This is a genomic window from Paracoccus sp. Arc7-R13 (assembly GCF_004010775.1).
Lineage (GTDB): Bacteria > Pseudomonadota > Alphaproteobacteria > Rhodobacterales > Rhodobacteraceae > Paracoccus > Paracoccus marcusii.
This window is the reverse complement of sequence record NZ_CP034810.1, coordinates 295368-315823: the sequence shown is the minus strand read 5'-3', so window position 1 is coordinate 315823 and position 20456 is coordinate 295368. Positions and strand designations below refer to the sequence as shown.

Sequence of the window (20456 nt, the reverse complement as noted above, 5' to 3'; positions counted from 1 at the left end):
GCGGCCATGTGACCGGGCGGGCCGGGCCTTGTCCAGATGTGAAAAGACGCGCCCGTTGCGGAGCGCGTCCTGTCATGTCGACCTGTCGTGCAGGATCAGGCGGGCAGCTTGCCCTTGTGGGGCGCCCACAGCCGCTTGTTCACGACATAGAGCAGCGCGCTGAGCAGCACCAGGAACAGCACCGCGACCAGGCCCACGGACTTGCGGTCCATCATCTTGGGCTCGGCGGTCCACATCAGGAAGGCTGCGATGTCCATCGCCATCTGGTCGACGGTCGCCTCGGTGCCGTCCTCGTAGGTGACCTGACCGTCGGACAGCGGAGCCGCCATGCTGATCCAGCCGCCCGGGAAGGCGGTGTTTCCGTGCAGCAGCGTGCCGGCCTGTTCCTGGTCCTCGCCGGTATAGCTGGTCAGCAGGGCGTGGATGTATTCCGGACCGCCCATGCCGTTGACCAGCTGGCTGAGACCGGTGCCGAAGGGGCCGTGAAAGCCCGCGCGGGCCTTGGCCATCAGCGACAGGTCCGGGCCCATGCCGTCACCCGAGGTTGCCGGGAAGTGATCGGTGATGGTGCGCGGACGCTCCTCTCCGATCGCGTCGTCGAAGACCGGCAGCAGTTCGGCCGCATAGGCGCGGACCTGATCCTCGGGCAGGCCAGGGCCGCCTTCATCCGCCAGAGTGCGGATGGCGACGTATTTCAGGCCGTGGCAGGCCGAGCAGACCTCGGTATAGACCTGCAACCCGCGCTGCAGCTGGAACTGGTCGTATGCGCCGAACGGACCCTCGTGCGGGAAGGCGACATCCTCGATGTGCCCGCCTTCGCCTGCGGCCATCGCCGGTCCGGACAGGCCAAGGGCCGTGACGGCGGCGATCGCTAGTGCTTTCAGCATGATCCTTGGTCCTCTCATTCGGCCGGCTGCGTCAGGCTGGTTCCACCAACCTTGGGCGCGTAGTGTTCGTTGAAGTCTTCCTCGATCGTGGCGGGCATGGGCTCCGGCTTCTCGATCACGCCCAGCAGCGGCAGGATCACCAGGAAGTAGCCGAACCAGTAGGCCGCGGCAGCCAGCGCGATGTAGGGATAGGGCCCCTCGGTGGGCATGGCACCGACCCAGGTCAGGACGACGAAGTCGACCGCCAGCAGCCAGAACCACCACTTGAACTGCGGACGATAGCGGCCCGAGCGCACGCGGCTGGTGTCCAGCCAGGGCGCCAGGCCCATCACCACGATGGCGCCGAACATCGCCAGCACGCCGAAGAACTTGGCGTCGACGATGCCGAAGGTCACGAACTGGACCAGCTGGACCAGCCACACCTCGGCGTCGAAGGCGCGCAGGATCGCGTAGAAGGGCAGGAAGTACCATTCGGGCACGATATGCGCGGGCGTGGCCAGCGCATTGGCCTCGATGTAGTTGTCCGGGTGGCCCAGGTAGTTGGGCATGAAGCCCACGATCGCGAAGAACACGGCCAAAATGACGGCCAGCGCGAACAGGTCCTTGATGACGAAGTAGGGCCAGAAGGGCAGGGTGTCCTTGGCGGCCTCCTCCTTGCTGGTGCGACGCACCTCGATGCCGGTCGGGTTGTTGTTGCCCGTGGTGTGGAAGGCCCACACGTGGACGATGACCAGGCCCGCGATGATGAAGGGCAGCAGGTAGTGCAGCGAGAAGAAGCGGTTCAGCGTCGCGTTGCCGACCGCGGGTCCGCCCAGCAGCCAGGTCTGCAGCGTTTCACCCACGCCCGGAATGGCGCCGAACAGGCCGGTGATCACGGTCGCGCCCCAGAAAGACATCTGACCCCAGGGCAGCACGTAGCCCATGAAGGCGGTGGCCATCATCAGCAGGTAGATCAGCATGCCGATGATCCAGGTGACCTCGCGCGGGGCCTTGTAGCTGCCGTAGTAGAGGCCGCGGAAGATGTGCAGGTACACGGCCACGAAGAACAGCGACGCGCCGTTCATGTGGATGTAGCGCAGCATGTAGCCGCCGTTGACGTTGCGCATGATGTGCTCGACGCTGGCGAAGGCCATGTCGACATGCGGGGTATAGTGCATCACCAGGACGATGCCCGTGACGATCTGCAGCACCAGGCAGAAGACCAGCACGATCCCCCAGATCCACATCCAGTTCAGGTTCTTGGGCGTGGGGATCATCAGCGTGTCGTAAAGCACGCCGGCGACGGGCAGGCGGCGGTGAAGCCAGCGTTCGAAGCCCGACTTGGGCTCGTAATGGTCGTGCGGAATTCCGGCCATGATAACCCTCCTTAACCCAGCTGAATGGTGGTGTCGTTCACGAACGACGCCAGCGGAATATGCATGTTCTGCGGCGCGGGCCCGCGACGGATGCGGCCTGCGGTGTCGTAATGGCTGCCGTGGCAGGGGCAGAACCAGCCGCCGAAATCGCCCGCGCCGTCACCGATGGGCACGCAGCCCAGATGGGTGCAGACGCCGATCTGGACCAGCCATTCGCCGGTCTCGTCCAGCGCGCGGTTCGCGTCGGTGGCGGGCGATCCGTCGGCCAGGTTGGGGTTCTGGGCGTTCTGGTCGGGCAGCTCGCTCAGCTCGACCGCACGTCCGGCCTCGATCTCCTCGGGGGTCCGGCGGCGGATGAACACGGGCTTGCCCAGGAACAGCACGGTGATCTGCGACCCGGCGGCGACGCCGCTGACATCGACCTGGATCGAGGCCAGCGCCTGCACGTCGGCCGAGGGGTTCATCTGATTCACAAGGGTCCAGGCGGCGGCACCGGCGGCCACCGTGCCTGCGCCCGCCGTGGCATAATAGAGGAAATCCCTCCGGGTGCCTACGTGGTCATCTGCGTGGGACACGGGTCATACTCCAATTCGGGCCGTCAATGCAGGCCGATACGACATTCCGGGCCGCGTCCGAAACGCAGCCTTCGCGGGGCGGTTCTAGCCCTCAATTCCTCGTCAGTCCAGATGATAAGCCGTCGCGGCCCGTTGCAATTCGACGCATCGGGCACAAATGCTGCACCCCCCGCGGGGATCAGAGCAGGCCCTCGGACCGGAACGACAGCTCGCGCGACTTGCCGATGATCAGGTGGTCGTGGATGGTGATTCCCATGCTTTCTGCGGCCTGCCCGATGCGCACCGTCATGGCGATGTCGCTGTCCGAGGGCGTCGGATCGCCCGAGGGGTGGTTATGCACCAGGATCAGCGCCGAGGCGTTCAGCTCCAATGCGCGGCGGATGATCTCGCGGGGATAGACGGGGACGTGGTCCACCGTGCCGCGCGACTGCTCCTCGTCCGCGATCAGGACGTTCTTTCGGTCCAGGTACAGCACGCGGAACTGCTCGATCTCGCGATGCGCCATCGCGGTGTGGCAATAGTCCAGCAGCGACTGCCAGCTGGACAGGACCGGGCGGTGCATGATGCGGGCGCGGGCCATGCGCTGCGCCGCGGCCTCGACGATCTTCAGTTCGGTGACGACCGCGGGGCCAACACCGTCGACCGCCTGCAGGCGGGCGGGCGGCGCGGTGACCACGCGGTTGAAATCGCCGAAGGTCTCGATCAGGCGGCGGGCCAGCGGTTTGACGTCCTGGCGCGGGATGGCGCGGAACAGCACCAGCTCCAAAAGCTCGTAATCGGGCATCGCGGTCGCGCCGCCCTGCAGGAACCGTTCGCGCAGCCTTGCCCGGTGATCGGCCAGATAGGAGGGTGCGGCCTTGGTGGCCGGCACCACGTCATCCGCGGCGGGGCTGAACAGGGGCAGGGGCATTTCGCCAAAGGAACGATTCGGGTCCATGTGCGGAACATGAACCCGAATCGGTAAAGGAACGGTTAACCCTTAACGGGTCATCCCTTCCCAGAACCCTTTCACCTTGTCGAAGAAGCTGTCCGATTGCGGGCTGTTGTCGGCCTTCTCGGCCTCGAACTCTCGCAGCAGCTCCCGCTGGCGGGGCGTCAGGTTGACCGGCGTCTCGACGGTCAGCTCGATCAGCATGTCGCCGAAATCGCCCTGCGCCCCGGGGCCGTGGCGCAGGGGCGGCATGCCCTTGCCGCGCAGGCGCATCTGCCGGCCCGTCTGGCTGCCGGCGGCGACCTTGACGCGGGCGCGCCCGCCGTCGATGGTCGGCACCTCGACTTCGCCGCCCAAGGCGGCGGTGGCCATGCTGACCGGCACCTGGCAGGCCAGCGTCTTGCCGTCGCGCAGGAAGATGGCGTGGTCCTGGACCTCGATGAAGATGTACAGATCCCCGGCCGGACCGCCACGCAGCCCTGCCTCGCCCTCTCCGGCCAGCCGGATTCGGGTGCCGGTCTCGACACCGGCGGGAATGTTCACCGACAGCGCGCGGTCGCGTTCCATCCGGCCCGCACCGTGGCAGGCCTTGCACGGGTTCTTGACGATCTGGCCGGCGCCGCCGCAGGTCGGGCAGGTGCGTTCGACGGTGAAGAAGCCCTGCTGGGCGCGGACCTTGCCCATGCCTGCGCAGGTCGGACAGGCGGCAGGCTGGGACGCGCCCTCGGCCCCGGTCCCGTCGCATTCGCCGCAGGCGACCGAGCCGCGCACGGTGATCGGCTTTTGCACGCCGACATAGGCGTCCTCAAGGCTGACGCGCAGGTTGTAGCGCAGGTCCTGCCCGCGCTGCGCCCGGGCACGCCCGCCACCGCCGCCGCCGCGACGGCCCATCATGTCGCCGAACAGATCCTCGAACACGTCGGCGAACGCCGCGCCGAAATCGCCCGGATGCTGGCCGCGGCCACCGCCACCGCCGCCCATGCCACCCTCGAAGGCGGCATGGCCGAAGCGGTCATAGGCGGCCTTCTTGGTGTCGTCCTTCAGGCAGTCATAGGCCTCGTTCGCTTCCTTGAAGCGGGCCTCGGCTGTCGCATCGTCCTGGTTGCGGTCGGGATGCAGCTCTTTGGCCTTGGTGCGGTAGGCCTTCTTGATCTCGTCGGTCGAGGCCCCGCGCGTGACCCCGAGCACTTCGTAGTAACAACGCTTGCTCATGTGTCGTCCTGTTCAGCTGTCCCCATGAAACAGGCCGGCCCGCGGGAAAGGCGGGCCGGCCCGGTCAGGGGATGCGGCCCCGATCAGCCGCGCTTCTTGTCGTCGCCCAGATCTTCGAAATCGGCGTCCACGATGTCGTCGTCGACATCACGCGGGGCGTCGCGGTCCGACGGATCGGAGTCCTCGGCGCTCTGCTGGTTCTTGTAGATTGCCTCGCCCAGGCGCATGGACGCGTCCATGACGTTCTGGATGCCCGACCGGATCTTGCCCGGGTCCTCGGACTTCAGCGATTCCTCCAGCGCGCCGATGGCCAGCTCGATGGCCTCGACGGTCGAGGCGTCGACCTTGTCGCCATGCTCGGACAGCGACTTGTTGGTCGAGTGGATCAGGCTTTCGGCTTGGTTCTTGGCCTCGACCAGCTCGCGGCGGGTCTTGTCGGATTCGGCGTTCGCCTCGGCATCCTTGACCATCCGCTCGATGTCCTCGTCGGACAGACCGCCCGAAGCCGCGATGGTGATGGTCTGCTCTTTCCCGGTGCCCTTGTCCTTGGCGGCCACCGACACGATGCCGTTGGCGTCGATGTCGAAGGTCACCTCGATCTGCGGCATGCCGCGCGGCGCGGGCGGGATGTGCTCCAGGTTGAACTGGCCCAGCATCTTGTTGTCCGCGGCCATCTCGCGCTCACCCTGGAACACGCGAATCGTCACGGCGCCCTGGTTGTCCTCGGCGGTCGAGAAGATCTGGCTCTTCTTGGTCGGGATGGTCGTGTTGCGGTCGATCAGGCGGGTGAACACGCCACCCAGCGTCTCGATGCCCAGCGACAGCGGCGTCACGTCCAGCAGCACGACGTCCTTGACGTCACCCTGCAGCACGCCGGCCTGAATGGCGGCGCCAAGGGCCACGACCTCGTCGGGGTTCACGCCTTTGTGGGGCTCCTTGCCGAAGAACTCGGTGACCTCGGCCACGACCTTGGGCATGCGGGTCATGCCGCCGACCAGGACGACCTCGTCGATGTCTCCCTTGGAGCAGCCGGCATCCTTCAGCGCGTCCTGGACGGGCTTCATGGTGCGCTTGATCAGGTCCGCGACCAGGCTTTCCAGCTTGGAGCGGGTCAGCTTGACGACCAGGTGCAGCGGGGTGCCGCTGTTCTTGTCCATCGAGATGAACGGCTGGTTGATCTCGGTCTGGCTGGAGGAAGACAGCTCGATCTTGGCCTTTTCCGCGGCTTCCTTCAGGCGCTGCAGGGCCATCTTGTCCTTGGACAGATCGACGCCGTGTTCCTTTTTGAACTCGTCGGCCAGATAGTTCACGATCCGCATGTCGAAGTCTTCGCCACCCAGGAAGGTGTCGCCGTTCGTGGACTTCACCTCGAACAGGCCGTCGTCGATCTCCAGGATGGTGATGTCGAAGGTACCGCCGCCAAGGTCATAGACCGCGATCGTCTTGGTTTCCTTCTTGTCCAGACCATAGGCCAGCGCGGCCGCGGTCGGCTCGTTGATGATGCGCAGCACTTCCAGTCCGGCGATCTTGCCGGCATCCTTGGTGGCTTGGCGCTGGGCGTCGTTGAAATAGGCCGGAACGGTGATCACGGCCTGGGTCACGGTCTCGCCCAGATAGGATTCGGCGGTCTCCTTCATCTTCTGAAGGATCATCGCGCTGACCTGCGCGGGGGAGTACTTCTCACCCTGCACCTCGACCCAGGCGTCGCCGTTGCCACCATCCGCGATGGTGTAGGGGACCATCTTGCGGTCCTTCTCGACGGCCTCGTCGCCCATGCGGCGCCCGATCAGGCGTTTCACGGCAAAGACGGTGTTGGTCGGGTTGGTCACGGCCTGGCGCTTGGCGGGCTGGCCGACCAGGCGTTCACCATCCTTGAAACCCACGATCGAGGGCGTGGTGCGCGCGCCTTCGCTGTTCTCGATGACCTTCGGCTGGCTGCCGTCCATGATGGCGACGCAGCTGTTGGTGGTGCCGAGGTCGATGCCGATGACTTTTGACATATGTGTTTAACCTTCTCTTGCGGCGATATCTTGGACTGCGGGTCCGTTGCGGCCCCCGAGGCCCGATCCCTTGACGAACGGGCCGGAACCTCCGGACCGCTTCGGGGGTGTATATAGGGATGCAATTCAGCCCCGCAAGCACTGCCGCAGCGCAAAATCGGTGGTTTGGGCCCGCGAAACCGGGGCCATGGCGCTACTGCGCGGCGCTCCAGCTGATGGATTCGTACTTGCGGGTCGTGAAGTTGATCAGCAGCCCCACCATCAGCGCCGCGATCGCGAACCACAGGGGGTAGAACAGCATCGTGCGATGGGGCGAATAGTTGATGAACAGGAAGCCGCGTTCCTGGTCGATCAGGTGGAACAGCGGGTTCCACGCGAACCATGGCAGGATGAAGCTGGGGATCATGTTGGCGACGAAGAACTTGCCCGACGCGAACATGTTCACGCGCTGATAGACCATCGTCAGCACCTTGCAGGCCTGCGGGGACCAGGGGCGGATGCCCAGAAAGATCAGCCCGATCGCGCAGCCGGTGAACCAGGACACCACGAACAGCGACCCGGCACCGACAGGGTCCTCGATCGTGATCGGCTGGAAGACCATGTGGTAGACCGACAGGATCACCAGGCAGCTGATCGTCTGGCGGTACAGCACCGCCAGCGCCGCCCCCGAGATCAGCACCGCCGCGTTCAGGGGTTCGTGCTTGATGATGCCCGACGACACCGAATGGCTGCCCGCGACCGCGCCCACGGCCTGCACGTGCAGCATGAAGATGAAGATCCCCGACATGATGTACAGCAGGAAATCCCCGCGGATCTGCGACCCGCCGATGCCGATCAGCGTGTACATGCCCAGAAACACCACGACGAAGACGACGCTTTGCATCATGGTCATGACCAGGCCCAGCACCGCGTTGCGGTGTTCGGTGCGCAGGTTGTACACCGTCTGGTGATAGATCAGCGCGAAGGTGGTGAAGGCGGCCTGGAACAGGTTCCGGTTCTGGCGCTGCTTGAACAAGGGCGGTGCTCCGTCACTGGCGGCCCGGCGCTTGCCGATGGACCCGCCGCACATCATAAGAGGCGCAGCACCCCCGCACAATCGGGCAGCGGCCGCAGGCCTCTGGCAGGGAAAGGAAAGTGAATGCAATTCGACCGACTGATCACCGAAATGCGGCGCCTGGCCCTGCAGGCCGGCGACCGGATCATGCAGATCTACGAGGCCGACGATTTCGACGTCCGCGCCAAGTCCGATGATTCGCCCGTCACCGCCGCGGACGAGGCCGCCGATGCGCTGATCTCGGCCGGGCTGCGCGAGGCGTTCCCGGACACGCCCCTGGTGACCGAGGAGCAGGCCGACACCCACGGCCAGAGCCTGCGCACCTTCCTGATCGTGGACCCGCTGGACGGGACCAAGGAGTTCGTCCAGCGCCGCGGCGATTTCACCGTCAACATCGCCTATGTCCAGCACGGCGTGCCGGTGCGCGGCATCGTCTACGCCCCCGCCAAGGGGCGGCTGTTCTACACCACCGCCGACGGGCGGTCCGTCGAGGAGACGGGCCCCTTCGGGGACGCGCCCGGAGAGACCCGCCCGATCGGCGTGAACCCGATGCCCGACAACCGCGGCCTGATGGTCGTCGCCTCCAAGTCGCATCGCGACGCGGCGACCGACGCCTATATCGACCGCTACGGCCTGCGCGACATGACCAGCGCAGGCAGTTCGCTGAAGTTCTGCCTGGTCGCCACGGGCGAGGCTGACCTGTATCCGCGCCTGGGCCGGACGATGGAATGGGACACCGCCGCGGGCGACGCCGTCCTGCGCGGCGCCGGCGGAGAGGTCGTGCGGTTCGACGACCACAGCCCCCTGGCCTATGGCAAGCCGGGGTTCGAGAACCCGTTCTTCATCGCCTATGCGCCGGGCGTCCTGCTGGTGAAGGAGTGACCATGTCGGTCGTCATCGTCATTCCCGCCCGTTTCGCCTCGACCCGCTATCCGGGCAAGCCGCTGGTCGAACTGCGCGGCGCGGGGGGGCAGGCGCGCAGCCTGATCCGACGCAGCTGGGACGCGGCCGTCGGCGTGCGCGGGATCGACCGCGTTATCGTGGCCACCGACGACGACCGCATCCGCGACCACGCCCTGGCCTTCGGCGCGGAGGTGGCGATGACCAGCCCCGACTGCCGCAACGGCACCGAGCGCTGCGCCGAGGCGGTGGCGACCCTGGGCCTGACCCCCGAGATCGTGGTGAACCTGCAGGGCGACGCGCCGCTGACGCCTGCCTGGTTCGTTGAGGATCTGGTCGCCGGCCTGCGCGCCGATCCCGACGCGCAGGTGGCGACGCCTGTCCTGCGCTGCACCGGGGCGATGCGGGCCGACCTCATCGCCGACCGCCATGCGGGGCGCGTGGGCGGGACGACGGCGGTTTTCGGCCATGAGGGCCGTGCGCTGTACTTTTCCAAGGAGGTCATCCCCTTTGTTCCGGGTGACGTGGCCCCCGACGCGCCAAGCCCGGTCTTTCATCACGTGGGCGTCTATGCCTATCGCCCGGCGGCGCTGGCCGAATACGCCACCTGGCCCGAAGGCGCACTGGAACGGTTGGAGGGACTGGAACAGCTGCGTTTTCTGGAACGCGGCCGCCATGTGCGCTGCGTCGAGGTCGAGGCACGCGGTCGGCAATTCTGGGAACTAAACAACCCTCAGGATGTTCCGCGTCTGGAGCAGATGATGCAGGACATGGCGATGATGTGATCGCCTGCCTCGCAGCGTTTGATCTTTGTGAATTTGCAGCGAATTCTCGACATTTGCTTGGCGACAAGCTGCCGAGAGCCTAACCTGCCCATTGAAGTCAATGTCGCTGCTGCACTAGGCATCGACGCCATTGCGGCGGGGACTGGTCCCGCCGAGCCATACAAAAGGTATCCGTCATGGGTCGCAAGGTTACAAAAGCCATCTTTCCGGTCGCCGGACTGGGAACACGATTCCTACCCACCACCAAGAGCATCCCCAAGGAAATGCTGTCGCTGGTCGACAAGCCGCTGATTCAATACGCCATCGACGAGGCGCGCGCGGCAGGCATCAAGGAATTCATCTTCGTGACCTCGCGCGGCAAGGGCTCGCTTGAGGACTATTTCGACCACGCGCACGAGCTGGAATCCAGCCTGAAGAAGGCCGGCAAGACCGAGCTGCTGGAGATTCTGCGTGCGACGAACATGGATTCGGGCGCCATCGCCTATATCCGCCAGCACAAGGCCCTGGGCCTGGGCCATGCGGTCTGGTGCGCCCGTCGCCTGCTGTCGGATGACGAGCCCTTTGCGGTCGTGCTGACCGACGACGTCATCCAAGGCGAGCCCCCCTGCCTGCAGCAGATGATAGAGGCTTATGGCGAGACCGGCGGCAGCATGGTCGCCACGATGGAGGTCGCGCCCGAAAAGGCCAAGGCCTATGGCGTTCTGGACGTGGCCGAGGACATGGGCGCGATCGTGCGCGCCAAGGGCATGGTCGAAAAGCCCGCCACCGGCACGCAGCCGTCGAACCTGGCGGTGATCGGCCGCTATATCCTGGCGCCGACGGTCATGAAGAACCTCAACAAGCTGAAGCAGGGCGCCGGTGGCGAGATCCAGCTGACCGACGCCATCGCCGAGGAGATCCAGGCGGGCCGCGACGTGTTCGGCCTGCGCTTCCGCGGCCAGCGTTTCGATTGCGGTTCCAAGGCAGGCTTCCTGCAGGCGACCGTGGCCTTTGGCCTGGAGCGCGACGAGCTGAAGGACGAGTTCGCCGAGTACCTGCACGAGGTGATGTCCATGCGCCGGGCGGCCGAATAATTCATGTCGGATACGGTTCTGGTGACGGGCGGCGCGGGCTATATCGGCTCGCACGCCTGCAAGGCACTGGCGGCGGCGGGGTTCACCCCCGTCACGCTGGACAATTTCTCCACCGGCTGGCGCGATGCGGTCAAGTTCGGTCCGGTGGTCGAGGCCGACCTAATGGACCGTGCCGCCCTTGACGCGGCCTTCGCCGAACACCGGCCCGTGGCGGTGCTGCATTTCGCGGCCCTGTCCCAGGTCGGAGAGGCGATGGCCGAACCGGGCCTCTACTGGCGCAACAACGTCGCGGGGTCGTTGAACCTGATCGAGGCCGCGGTGGCCGCGGGCTGTCTGGATTTCGTCTTCAGCTCGACCTGCGCGACCTATGGTGACCGCGACGGCGAGATCCTGGACGAGGACACCCCGCAGGCGCCGCTCAATGCCTATGGCGCCTCCAAGCGCGCGATCGAGGACATGCTGACGGATTTCGGCGCGGCCCACGGCCTGCGCTCTGTGATCTTCCGGTATTTCAACGTCGCGGGCGCCGATCCCGACGGGCAGGTCGGTGAATTCCACCGCCCGGAAACGCATCTGATCCCGCTGATCCTGGATGCGGTCGATGGCAAGCGCGCGGCGCTGACCATCCACGGCACTGACTATCCCACCGCCGACGGCACCTGCATCCGCGACTATGTCCATGTGATGGACCTGGTCGACGCGCATGTGAAGGGTCTGGAATGGCTGCGGGCGGGACGCGAAAGCCGGGTCTTCTGCCTGGGAACCGGCGACGGATTCTCGGTCCGCGAGGTGGTGGACGCGACGCGCTCGATCACCAACCGCGAAGTTCCGATGCTGGACGGCCCGCGCAGGGGCGGCGACGCGGTCAAGCTGGTCTGCGGCAGCACGCGTGCCAAGGCCGAACTGGGCTGGTCGCCCGACCGATCGACCATGCCCCAGATGATCGCGGATGCCTGGCGCTGGCATCAGACGGGCGATTACAGGCAGTGACACCGCGCGCGGCGTGGCAGGCCTATCGCCTGCGCTGGAAACGCCGCGAACTGATCTGGCGCGCCCTTAGGGCGCGCCATCTGCTGCAGCCGGTCGCCGACCGTACCGCCGCCATCCGCTCCGCCGACATCTTGGCCGTGACCACCCTGCGTAACGAGATCGCGCACCTGCCGGGGTTTCTGGACCATTATCGCCGCTTGGGCGTCGCGCATTTCCTGATCGTCGACAATGCCGGCACGGACGGGTCGGACCGGTTTCTGGCAGCCCAGCCCGACGTGTCGCTGTGGCGCTGCGACGCCAGCTATCGCAAGGCGCGGTTCGGGCTGGATTGGGCCGGCGCGCTGCTGTGGCGGTTCGGGCGGGGGCATTGGTGCGCGACCGTCGATGCCGATGAGCTGCTGGTCTATCCCCATCACGATACCCGGCCGCTGCCCGATCTGACGGCCCATCTGGACCGGATCGGGCAGCCGGGGCTGGGGGCGGTGATGCTGGACCTGTATCCGTCGGGACCGCTGGGCACCGCCGATGCGCCGCCGGAGGCGCCGCTGACACGGCGTCTGCCGTGGTTCGACGCGGGGCCGTGGCGGTCCAGCAGGGCGGTGCCGCGCCAAAATCTGTGGTTGCAGGGCGGTGTCCGCGACCGGGTGTTCTTTGCCGATGCCCCGCGACGCGCGCCCACGATGAACAAGCTGCCGCTGATGCGCTGGACCGGGCGGGCCGTCTATGTGAACTCGACCCATTCGATCCTGCCGCCCCGGCTGAACCTGATCTATGACGGGCCGGGCGATGCACGGCTGTCGGGCGCGCTTCTGCACGGCAAGTTCCTGCCCGACATCGTCGCCAAGTCGCATGAGGAACTGGGTCGGCGCCAGCATTTCGCGGACCCCGATGCCTATGCCGCCTATCACCGCGCGGTTGCGGCCGGGCCGCGGCTGCACGGGCCGGAATCCGTGCGATTCACGGGGTGGCGGCAGCTTGTCGACCTTGGCCTGATGGGCACAGGCGACTGGCCGCGTTGACCAAAGCGCTGAATGGGCTTGCCAAAACGGGGTGTCCTGCACATTGCTAGGGCATGACGTCGCGCCGCACATCTTCTGCCGATCGCCGGTCCGCGTGATGCGCATGGGCCGGTTCCCGATCCCCGACCGCCTGCGGCGCAGGGCCGAACGGCAGTACCTGATCGCGCGCGCGTTCAACCGGCGGCGGGCCCTGCGGCCCGTGGTCAACCGCACTGCCCAGATCCGCAAGAACGACATCCTGGCCCTGGTGACGATGCGCAACGAACGGGTGCGGCTGCCATTCTTTCTGAACTATTACCGCAACCTGGGCGTGAATCATTTTCTGTTCGTGAACAACGACAGCGATGACGGCAGCGGCAATTATCTGGCCGAACAGCCCGACGTGTCGCTGTGGTGGACCAATGCCGGCTACAAGCGGTCGCGGTTCGGGATGGACTGGATCAACAGGCTTCTGGCAAAGTACGGCCACGGGCATTGGTGCCTGACCGTCGATCCGGACGAGTTCCTGATCTATCCGCATTGCGATTCGCGCCCGCTGCCCGCCCTGACCGACTGGCTGGAGGCCTCGGGGCGGCGCAGCTTTCCGGCCATGCTGCTGGACATGTACCCCCGCGGCCATATCGAGGACGAACCTTATGCCGAGGGGACGGACCCGTTCACCATCGCCCGATGGTTCGATCCGGCGAACTACACGATCAGCAAGAACCCCTATTACGGCAACCTGTGGATCCAGGGCGGTCCCCGCACGCGCAAGTTCTTCACCGCCGAACCCCTGTCCGGCCCGGCGCTGAACAAGACCCCGCTGGTCAGGTGGGACTGGCGCTATGCCTATGTCAGTTCGACCCACATGCTGCTGCCCCGCCATCTGAACATGGTCTATGACGAGGCCGGCGGAGAGATGGCATCGGGCTGCCTGCTGCACGCCAAGTTCCTGTCCACCTTCGCCGACAAGTCCGCCGAGGAGCTGGACCGTCGCCAGCATTATGCCAACAGCAAGGAATACAAGGCGTATCACGCCGGGCTGCGCGGCGGCACCGACCTGTGGTGCAGCGAATCGCGCGAATACGACGACTGGCGCCAGCTGGAGGATCTGGGGCTGATCTCCCGGGGGAACTGGGCATGACGGGCCCGGTGGAGGTGCGCCGTGTCAGGCTGGGGGTGGTGCTTCTGTGCCATGCGCGCCTGGACGTGGCGGCCCACATGGCGCGGATCTGGGTCCAGGGCGGCGCTCGGGTGGCGATCCATGTCGATGCCAAGGCCTCGGCCCGGTCGGTGGCGCGGATGCAGGTCGAACTGTCCGACCTTCCCGGCATCGTCTGGTCGCGGCGCCATACCTGCGACTGGGGCCGCTTCAGCCTGGTGCGCGCCACCCAGGATGCGGCGCGGCTGCTGCTGGACAGCTTTTCCGACGTCACCCATGTCTATCTGGCATCCGGGGCCTGCCTGCCGCTGCGCCCGGTGCGCGACCTGACGGCGTTCCTGGCGCAGGACCCCGACCGCGACCATATCGAAAGCGTCAGTGCGCTGGACGTCGGCTGGACCGTCGGCGGGCTGAACGAGGAACGCTTTACCCTGTTCTATCCGCTGGACTGGCGCAGGCGGCGCTGGCTGTTCGATCGCCTGACCGAGTGGCAGCGCCGCCTGGGCATCCGCCGCAGGCTGCCCAAGGGGCTGACCCCGCATCTGGGGGCGCAATGGTGGTGCCTGACGGTGATGACGCTGCGCGCGATCCTGGACGATCCGCGCCGGGCCGAGTTCGACCGCTATTTCCGCATGGTCTGGATCCCGGACGAAAGCTATTTCCAGACGCTGGCGCGGCGCCACGCGACCCGCATCGAAAGCCATTCGCTGACCCTGGCCAAGTTCGACCACGACGGCAGGCCCTATCAGCTGTACGACGACCACGCCCTGATGCTGGAGGAGTCGCGCTGCTTCGTGGCGCGCAAGGTCTGGCCCGAAGCCGCGCATCTTCTGGCGCATTTCCCGCGTCCGGCCGGTGCCCGCCCCGATCTGTCCGCGCCCCAGCCCCAACGGATCGAACGTTTGATCAACCGGACGGTGCGCCGCCGCCTGCTGGGGCGGCCCGGCCTCTACATGCAGTCGCGCTTTCCGCGCAAGGATGCCGAGAACGGCAAGACTTCGGCCCCCTATGCGATGTTCCAGGGCTTTTCCGACATCTTTCCCGGCTTCGAGGGGTGGCTGTCCGCGCAGGTCGATGCCGATGTCCACGGCCACCTGCTGGGGCCCGAGACGGTGGAATTCGGCGGCCGCCCGCAGATCGGACCGGGGGCGATCTCGTCCAGTACGTTGATCCGCGACCGCGACCCGCACGGGTTCCTGACCGCGCTGATCCGCATCACCACGCGGATGCAGGTGTTCCAGTTCAGCCCGCGCGACAACCAGGCGCTGAATTGGTTCATCGCCACGGACCCGAACGCCCATATCCATGTGGTCACCGGGGCCTGGATGCTGCCGCTGCTGCGATCGGACATGCCCTTCGACGACATCCGCCGGGTCACGGCCCTGCTGCAGCGGGCCGAGATCGCGCAGATGGACGTGCTGAATTCGGTCTGGGTCAAGGCGCGCGTGCATGTCCATGAACTGTCCGACTTCCTGGCCCGCCCCCAGGAGATGCTGTTCCAGTCGCTGGCCCAGCTGCCGCGCCTGGCGGACGCGCCCACCGACATGCCGCAGATGCGTGACCTGCACGGGCTGCCCGAGTTGCTGCGGCGGCTGCGCAATTCCGGCCTGCGTCCGCGCATGTTCGGCGACGGCCTGCCCATGCCGGACATCCCCCTTCCCGAAAGGACCGCCGCCGAATGACCGTTCCGTTCCGCCGCTTCGTCATCTTCGCCGAGATGCGCACGGGCTCGAACCTGCTGGAGGCGACGCTGAACGCGCTGCGGGGCGTCACCTGCTTTGGCGAGGCGTTCAACCCCTACATGATGGGCTGGCCCGACAAGGACGAATTGCAGGGCGTCACCCGCGCCCAGCGCGAGGCCGACCCGATGGTCCTGCTGGACAGGCTGTTCGACCGGCCCGGCCATCTGCCCGGCTTCCGCTATTTCCACGATCACGATCCGCGGGTCTTCGACGCGATCATGCATGACCCCGAATGCGCCAAGATCGTGCTGACCCGCAACCCGCTGGACAGCTATGTCTCGACCCAGCTTGCGCGCGAGACGAACCAGTGGAAGCTGAACGAGACGGAGACTCCGATCCCCGCCGCGATCACCTATGACGGGCCAGAGTTCCGCGACACCATCGCGGCTGTCGAGCGGTTTCAGCTGCGCGTGATGCACCGGTTGCAGGTGACCGGGCAGACCGCCTTCTGGCTGGGATACGAGGACCTGCGCGACCCCGAGGTGATGACCGGCCTGGTCCACTGGCTGGGCCGCACCGACATCGCAAGGGTCGAACCCGCCAGCGACCAGGTGCCCCAGAACCCTCGCGAACTGGCCGACAAGGTCCGCAATTTCGACGAGATGCAGGCGGACCTGGCGCAGATTGACCCGTTCATGCTGCGCCGCATCCCGAATTTCGAACCGCGTCGCGGCCCCTCCGTGCCCAGCTTTTCCGCGGTCGAGGCGGGGCAGGGGCTGATCTTCATGCCGGTCCGCTGCGGGCCGGGGGATGCGGTGCGCGACTGGATGGCGACACTGGGCGCGGTGTCGGGCGATTTCACCCAGACAAGCCTGCGCCAGTGGAAACGCCAGCATCCCGGCCATCGCAGCTTTGCGGTACTGCGCCACCCGCTGCACCGGGCCTGGACGGCGTTCCGGCAGCTGCTGACCGACAGCCGCCCCGAACTGCGTCAGCTGATGCGCGACGTCCATCGGGTGGCGCTGCCGCCGGACGCGGCATTGGCGGGGATGGATCGTCAGGCGCAGCTGGAGCTGTTCGCACAGTTCCTGGCCTTCCTGAAACGTAACCTGAACGGCCAGACGACACTGCCCACCCATGCCGGTTGGGCCAGCCAGTCCGAGGTGATCGCCGGGTTCAGCCGCGTGGCCAGCCCCGACATGCTGATCCGCGAGGACCGCATCGCCGACGAACTGCCCACGCTGGCCCGCGCGGCAGGGATCGACGACGCGCGCCTGGCGGGGCTGAAGGTTCAGCCGATGCCCGATTTCCTGCGCGACAAGGCCCTGCTGCAGGCCGCGCGTCAGGCGTACCTGCGCGACTACATCGCCTTCGGGTTTTCGGACTAGGGGGCGGGCCTTTCGGCCCGCCTGCCCGTCACGCCTTGAGCAGCGCCGCCAGTTCGGCCTGCTTTTCACGCACCAGCGCCGCGTCGCCATCGGATTCGACGTTCAGGCGGACCACCGGTTCGGTGTTCGACTTGCGCAGGTTGAACCGCCACTTGCCAAAGTTCAGCGACACCCCGTCCAGGTCGTCCCGGCTGTCGGCCTGCGGCTCGTAGGTTTCGATCAGGCGCGCGATGGCCGCATCCGGGTCCGAGATGGTGTAGTTCGTCTCTCCGGACGACGGATACAGGCGCATCCGCTCTTCCAGCATCTCGGCCAGGGTCATGCCCTTGCGCGACAGCAGTTCGATCATCAGCAGCCACGGGATCATGCCGCTGTCACAATAGTAGAAGTCGCGGAAATAGTGATGCGCCGACATCTCTCCGCCATAGATCGCGCTGACATCGCGCATCTTGCGCTTGATGAAGGCATGGCCGGTCTTGGACACCACGGCCTCGCCGCCGGCCTCTTCGATCATGGCGCGGGTATTCATGATCACGCGGGGGTCATGGACGATCTTCTCGCCGGGCGACTTCTCCAGGAATGCCGCGCCCAGCAGGCCCACGATGTATTCCCCGGGAATGAAGCGCCCGTTCTCGTCGAAGAAGAAGCAGCGGTCGAAATCGCCGTCCCAGGCCACGCCCAGGTCGGCCTTTTCTTCCTTCATCCGCGCGACGGTGGGGGGCTGGTTCTCGTCCAGCAGAGGGTTGGGGATGCCGTTGGGAAAGCTGCTGTCGACGTTGTGGTGCATCCGCACGAAGGTCAGCGGCGCGCCCCGACGCTCCAGCTCCTCGGCGATCGCGTCGAAGGTCGGGCCCGCGGTGCCGTTGCCGGCATTCACCACGATCTTCATCGGGCGCAGCGCGGCCACATCGACGAAATCGGCCATGCGCGATGCGTATTCGGCGCGGGCATGGCTGAAATCGGTGACGCTGCCCTTGGTGGTGGGGGCGAATTCGCCGTTGGTGGCCAGATCGACGATGGGCGGCAGTTCGGTCGCCGGGTCCAGCGGCGCCGAGCCGCGACCCACGATCTTCATGCCGTTGTAGTTGATCGGGTTATGCGAGGCCGTGACCTCGATGCCGCCATCGGTGTCCTGATTGCCAGTGTGGAAATACACCTCCTCGGTGCCGGCCAGGCCAAGGTCCAGCACGTCGGCGCCGCCGTCGGTCAGGCCCTCGATCAGCGCCGCGGCCAGTTCGGGCGAGGATTCGCGGCTGTCGCGACCCACGACGACGCGTTTGGCGCCGCGCGCCTGCGCAAAGGCGCGACCGATGCGATAGGCGACGTCCGCATCCAGGTTCTTGCCCAGCTCTCCGCGCACGTCATACGCCTTGAAGCAGGTGATCTCGCGCTTGCCCAGCTGATCGCGATTGTCCATGAAGTCCTCCGGTTCCTGTTTGCATCAGCGCTAACAGGTTCAAACCGTTTTTCAAGGCCGCCGGGGCCGGATTGGTTCCCTCGGACCTTGGGATCAGGTGACGGCGCGCGTTCGGCACGCTAGCCTTGCGCAAAAGCAAGGAGACCCCGATGGATGCCAAGGCCCTGATCGCCGCCTATTACGACGCCTTCAACGCGGGGCGCACCGACGACATGCTGGCGCTGCTGCATGACGACGTCGAGCACCACGTGAACGAGGGCAAGATCCGCCGCGGCCGCGCGCTGTTCGCGGAATTTAACGCCCACATGACCGAAAGCTATCGGGAAAACCTGACCGACATGGTCATCATGGCCAACGAGGCGGGCGACCGCGCGGCGGCGGAATTCGTCGTGAACGGAACCTATCTGAAGACCGATCCCGGCCTGCCCGAGGCCCGCGGCCAGACCTATCGCCTGCCTGCGGGCGCGTTCTTCACCATCCGTGACGGCCGCATCGCGCGGGTGACCACCTATTACAACCTGGCCGACTGGATGGCCCAGGTCGGCGCATGAGCGTCGCGGTCCGCGTCCTGACCGGCGATGCGCTGGCCGAGGCGCTGCCCGACGTGGCGCGCCTGCGGATCGACGTGTTCCGCGACTGGCCGTATCTGTATGACGGCGATGCCGATTACGAACGCGACTATCTGCGCGCCTATCAGTCGCCCGGCGCGGTCGTGGTCGCCGCGATGGACGGGGACCGGATCGTGGGGGCGGCCACGGGCGCGCCGATGTCGGATCACGCCGCCGATTTCGGCGCGGCATTCGCGGATCGTCCCGAACCGCTGTCCGACATCTTCTACTGTGCCGAATCGGTGCTGCTGCGGGCCTATCGCGGGCACGGGCTGGGCCATGCATTCTTCGACGCGCGCGAGGATCACGCCCGCGCCCTGGGCGCACGCTGGTCAGCCTTCTGCAGCGTGATCCGTCCCGCGGATCACCCGATGCGTCCGGCCGAGTACTGGCCGCTGGATGCGTTCTGGCGCAAGCGCGGCTATGCGCCCCTGCCGGGCGTCGTCGCACAGTTCGCCTGGAAGGACCTGGGCCAGGCCACCGAGACCGAAAAGACCCTGCAATTCTGGATGAAACCGCTGTGAAGATCGCCGCCGCCGCCTATCCGATCGACTGGTTCGACAGCTTCGACGCCTATGCCGCCAAGCTGGCACGGTGGGTCTCCGATGCTGATGCCGACCTGCTGGTCTTTCCCGAATACGGCGCGATGGAGCTGGCATCCCTGTCCGGGCGCGCGGTCGCCGGCGATCTGGAGGCCAGCCTGCATGCCGTGGCGGCGCTGGACCCGCAGGTCCGGGCGCTGCATGCGGACCTTGCGGCGCGGCACGGCTGTCACATCCTGGGCGCGTCGGGGCCGGCCTTCGACGGCGCGCGGCCGGTCAACCGTGCGGTGCTGTATGGCCCCGACGGTGTGATCGGCCACCAGGACAAGCAGATCATGACCCGGTTCGAACGCGAGGAATGGCATGTCACCGGCGCGCCCGGCCTGCGGATCTTCGACACGACCTTGGGGCGGATCGGCATCCTCATCTGCTATGACAGCGAATTTCCGTTGCTGGGACGGGTACTGGCGCAGGCCGGGGCGCAGCTCCTGCTGGTGCCCAGCTGCACCGACACGGTCGCGGGGTTCAGCCGGGTGCGCATCGGCGCGATGGCCCGCGCGCTGGAAAGCCAGTGCGTCGTGGTCCAGGCGCCTACCGTCGGCCCCTGCGACTGGATGCCCGCGCTGGACGAGAACCGGGGCCGCGCCGCGATCTATGGCCCGCCCGACGGTTTCTGGCCCGAGACCGGGATCATCGCCGAAGGAGAGATGGACGCACCGGGATGGGTGCGCGCGACCGTCGATCTGTCCCGCGTCGATGTCAGCCGCAGGGACGGCGCGGTCCTGCCCTTCGCGCATTGGCCGGAACAGGAACCCTGTCGCCTGATCTGAGAACAGCCGGAATTTACACTGTATTAACCGGTTTGCGCTTTAACTGACCCCGGATCGCGCCATATCC

General features: G+C 66.5%; 19 protein-coding genes. 11 read left to right on the top strand and 8 right to left on the bottom strand.

The window, feature by feature from the left end; genetic code table 11:
* Nucleotides 1-95: 95 nt before the first annotated feature.
* The 7 genes from EOJ32_RS01555 to EOJ32_RS01525 all read right to left on the bottom strand — a co-directional run bounded on the left by EOJ32_RS01555 (nucleotide 96) and on the right by EOJ32_RS01525 (nucleotide 7975).
* Nucleotides 96-887, bottom strand: coding sequence for a cytochrome c1 (locus tag EOJ32_RS01555; RefSeq protein ID WP_046000445.1), 792 nt, complete (start codon nucleotides 885-887; stop codon nucleotides 96-98).
* 14 nt (nucleotides 888-901) lie between these two features.
* Nucleotides 902-2242: a cytochrome b gene (petB, locus tag EOJ32_RS01550; RefSeq protein WP_045982685.1), complete on the bottom strand. Its 1341-nt coding sequence runs from the start codon at nucleotides 2240-2242 to the stop codon at nucleotides 902-904.
* A gap of 11 nt (nucleotides 2243-2253) precedes the next feature.
* Complete coding sequence (gene petA / locus EOJ32_RS01545; RefSeq protein ID WP_045982684.1) at nucleotides 2254-2817, bottom strand: ubiquinol-cytochrome c reductase iron-sulfur subunit; 564 nt, start codon at nucleotides 2815-2817, stop codon at nucleotides 2254-2256.
* Nucleotides 2818-2995: 178 nt separating this feature from the next.
* Complete coding sequence (radC, locus tag EOJ32_RS01540) at nucleotides 2996-3754, bottom strand: DNA repair protein RadC (RefSeq protein WP_127897484.1); 759 nt, start codon at nucleotides 3752-3754, stop codon at nucleotides 2996-2998.
* A 42-nt stretch (nucleotides 3755-3796) separates the two neighbouring features.
* The gene (gene dnaJ, locus EOJ32_RS01535; protein ID WP_045982682.1) at nucleotides 3797-4960 is read right to left on the bottom strand and encodes a molecular chaperone DnaJ; all 1164 of its coding nucleotides are present in this window, start codon (nucleotides 4958-4960) and stop codon (nucleotides 3797-3799) included.
* A gap of 83 nt (nucleotides 4961-5043) precedes the next feature.
* Nucleotides 5044-6960 carry a molecular chaperone DnaK gene (dnaK, locus tag EOJ32_RS01530; RefSeq protein ID WP_045982681.1) on the bottom strand — a complete coding sequence of 639 codons (1917 nt, stop codon included), beginning with the start codon at nucleotides 6958-6960 and terminating at the stop codon, nucleotides 5044-5046.
* A gap of 193 nt (nucleotides 6961-7153) precedes the next feature.
* On the bottom strand, nucleotides 7154-7975 hold the full coding sequence (locus EOJ32_RS01525; RefSeq protein ID WP_045982680.1) for an ABC transporter permease: 822 nt from the start codon (nucleotides 7973-7975) through the stop codon (nucleotides 7154-7156).
* A 123-nt stretch (nucleotides 7976-8098) separates the two neighbouring features.
* On the opposite strand from EOJ32_RS01525, the gene cysQ reads away from it, so the two are divergent.
* The 8 genes from cysQ to EOJ32_RS01485 all read left to right on the top strand — a co-directional run bounded on the left by cysQ (nucleotide 8099) and on the right by EOJ32_RS01485 (nucleotide 16992).
* The gene (gene cysQ, locus EOJ32_RS01520; protein WP_127897483.1) at nucleotides 8099-8896 is read left to right on the top strand and encodes a 3'(2'),5'-bisphosphate nucleotidase CysQ; all 798 of its coding nucleotides are present in this window, start codon (nucleotides 8099-8101) and stop codon (nucleotides 8894-8896) included.
* A 2-nt stretch (nucleotides 8897-8898) separates the two neighbouring features.
* Nucleotides 8899-9699 (top strand): 3-deoxy-manno-octulosonate cytidylyltransferase, encoded by an 801-nt coding sequence (locus EOJ32_RS01515; RefSeq protein WP_127897482.1) that lies wholly within the window; start codon nucleotides 8899-8901, stop codon nucleotides 9697-9699.
* Nucleotides 9700-9875: 176 nt separating this feature from the next.
* Nucleotides 9876-10772, top strand: a complete 897-nt coding sequence (locus EOJ32_RS01510) for a UTP--glucose-1-phosphate uridylyltransferase (protein WP_045982677.1) — start codon at nucleotides 9876-9878, stop codon at nucleotides 10770-10772.
* A 3-nt stretch (nucleotides 10773-10775) separates the two neighbouring features.
* Nucleotides 10776-11762 carry a UDP-glucose 4-epimerase GalE gene (gene galE, locus EOJ32_RS01505; RefSeq protein ID WP_127897481.1) on the top strand — a complete coding sequence of 329 codons (987 nt, stop codon included), beginning with the start codon at nucleotides 10776-10778 and terminating at the stop codon, nucleotides 11760-11762.
* Nucleotides 11759-12781 (top strand): glycosyltransferase family 2 protein, encoded by a 1023-nt coding sequence (locus tag EOJ32_RS01500; RefSeq protein WP_127897480.1) that lies wholly within the window; start codon nucleotides 11759-11761, stop codon nucleotides 12779-12781. Before galE ends, EOJ32_RS01500 begins: the two co-directional genes overlap by 4 nt.
* Before the next feature lie 103 nt (nucleotides 12782-12884).
* Complete coding sequence (locus EOJ32_RS01495) at nucleotides 12885-13904, top strand: glycosyltransferase family 2 protein (RefSeq protein WP_127897479.1); 1020 nt, start codon at nucleotides 12885-12887, stop codon at nucleotides 13902-13904.
* Nucleotides 13901-15604 carry a beta-1,6-N-acetylglucosaminyltransferase gene (locus tag EOJ32_RS01490; protein WP_127897478.1) on the top strand — a complete coding sequence of 568 codons (1704 nt, stop codon included), beginning with the start codon at nucleotides 13901-13903 and terminating at the stop codon, nucleotides 15602-15604. Before EOJ32_RS01495 ends, EOJ32_RS01490 begins: the two co-directional genes overlap by 4 nt.
* Nucleotides 15601-16992, top strand: coding sequence for a hypothetical protein (locus tag EOJ32_RS01485; protein WP_127897477.1), 1392 nt, complete (start codon nucleotides 15601-15603; stop codon nucleotides 16990-16992). The genes EOJ32_RS01490 and EOJ32_RS01485 overlap by 4 nt, the downstream gene beginning before the upstream one ends.
* A 28-nt stretch (nucleotides 16993-17020) precedes the next feature.
* On the opposite strand, the gene EOJ32_RS01480 is transcribed toward EOJ32_RS01485, so the two are convergent.
* Nucleotides 17021-18409 carry a phosphomannomutase/phosphoglucomutase gene (locus tag EOJ32_RS01480; protein ID WP_045982672.1) on the bottom strand — a complete coding sequence of 463 codons (1389 nt, stop codon included), beginning with the start codon at nucleotides 18407-18409 and terminating at the stop codon, nucleotides 17021-17023.
* A 149-nt stretch (nucleotides 18410-18558) separates the two neighbouring features.
* Here EOJ32_RS01480 and EOJ32_RS01475 point away from each other — a divergent pair, with 149 nt between their 5' ends.
* Genes EOJ32_RS01475 through EOJ32_RS01465 form a run of 3 tightly spaced genes read left to right on the top strand, consistent with a single transcriptional unit; the run spans nucleotide 18559 to nucleotide 20389 of the window.
* Nucleotides 18559-18960 carry a ketosteroid isomerase-related protein gene (locus EOJ32_RS01475; RefSeq protein ID WP_045982671.1) on the top strand — a complete coding sequence of 134 codons (402 nt, stop codon included), beginning with the start codon at nucleotides 18559-18561 and terminating at the stop codon, nucleotides 18958-18960.
* Nucleotides 18957-19541 (top strand): GNAT family N-acetyltransferase, encoded by a 585-nt coding sequence (locus EOJ32_RS01470; protein WP_127897476.1) that lies wholly within the window; start codon nucleotides 18957-18959, stop codon nucleotides 19539-19541. The genes EOJ32_RS01475 and EOJ32_RS01470 overlap by 4 nt, the downstream gene beginning before the upstream one ends.
* Nucleotides 19538-20389, top strand: a complete 852-nt coding sequence (locus EOJ32_RS01465) for a carbon-nitrogen hydrolase family protein (RefSeq protein WP_127897475.1) — start codon at nucleotides 19538-19540, stop codon at nucleotides 20387-20389. Before EOJ32_RS01470 ends, EOJ32_RS01465 begins: the two co-directional genes overlap by 4 nt.
* Nucleotides 20390-20456: the final 67 nt, after the last annotated feature.

Excerpts from the sequence above, each read along its gene's own strand:
- EOJ32_RS01555 (WP_046000445.1), bottom strand. The coding sequence starts at position 887 with ATGCTGAAAGCACTAGCGATCGCCGCCGTCACGGCCCTTGGCCTGTCC.
- petB (WP_045982685.1), bottom strand. The coding sequence starts at position 2,242 with ATGGCCGGAATTCCGCACGACCATTACGAGCCCAAGTCGGGCTTCGAA.
- radC (WP_127897484.1), bottom strand. The coding sequence starts at position 3,754 with ATGGACCCGAATCGTTCCTTTGGCGAAATGCCCCTGCCCCTGTTCAGC.
- dnaJ (WP_045982682.1), bottom strand. The coding sequence starts at position 4,960 with ATGAGCAAGCGTTGTTACTACGAAGTGCTCGGGGTCACGCGCGGGGCC.
- dnaK (WP_045982681.1), bottom strand. The coding sequence starts at position 6,960 with ATGTCAAAAGTCATCGGCATCGACCTCGGCACCACCAACAGCTGCGTC.
- cysQ (WP_127897483.1), top strand. The coding sequence starts at position 8,099 with ATGCAATTCGACCGACTGATCACCGAAATGCGGCGCCTGGCCCTGCAG.
- EOJ32_RS01515 (WP_127897482.1), top strand. The coding sequence starts at position 8,899 with ATGTCGGTCGTCATCGTCATTCCCGCCCGTTTCGCCTCGACCCGCTAT.
- EOJ32_RS01510 (WP_045982677.1), top strand. The coding sequence starts at position 9,876 with ATGGGTCGCAAGGTTACAAAAGCCATCTTTCCGGTCGCCGGACTGGGA.
- galE (WP_127897481.1), top strand. The coding sequence starts at position 10,776 with ATGTCGGATACGGTTCTGGTGACGGGCGGCGCGGGCTATATCGGCTCG.
- EOJ32_RS01495 (WP_127897479.1), top strand. The coding sequence starts at position 12,885 with ATGGGCCGGTTCCCGATCCCCGACCGCCTGCGGCGCAGGGCCGAACGG.
- EOJ32_RS01490 (WP_127897478.1), top strand. The coding sequence starts at position 13,901 with ATGACGGGCCCGGTGGAGGTGCGCCGTGTCAGGCTGGGGGTGGTGCTT.
- EOJ32_RS01485 (WP_127897477.1), top strand. The coding sequence starts at position 15,601 with ATGACCGTTCCGTTCCGCCGCTTCGTCATCTTCGCCGAGATGCGCACG.
- EOJ32_RS01480 (WP_045982672.1), bottom strand. The coding sequence starts at position 18,409 with ATGGACAATCGCGATCAGCTGGGCAAGCGCGAGATCACCTGCTTCAAG.
- EOJ32_RS01475 (WP_045982671.1), top strand. The coding sequence starts at position 18,559 with ATGGATGCCAAGGCCCTGATCGCCGCCTATTACGACGCCTTCAACGCG.
- EOJ32_RS01470 (WP_127897476.1), top strand. The coding sequence starts at position 18,957 with ATGAGCGTCGCGGTCCGCGTCCTGACCGGCGATGCGCTGGCCGAGGCG.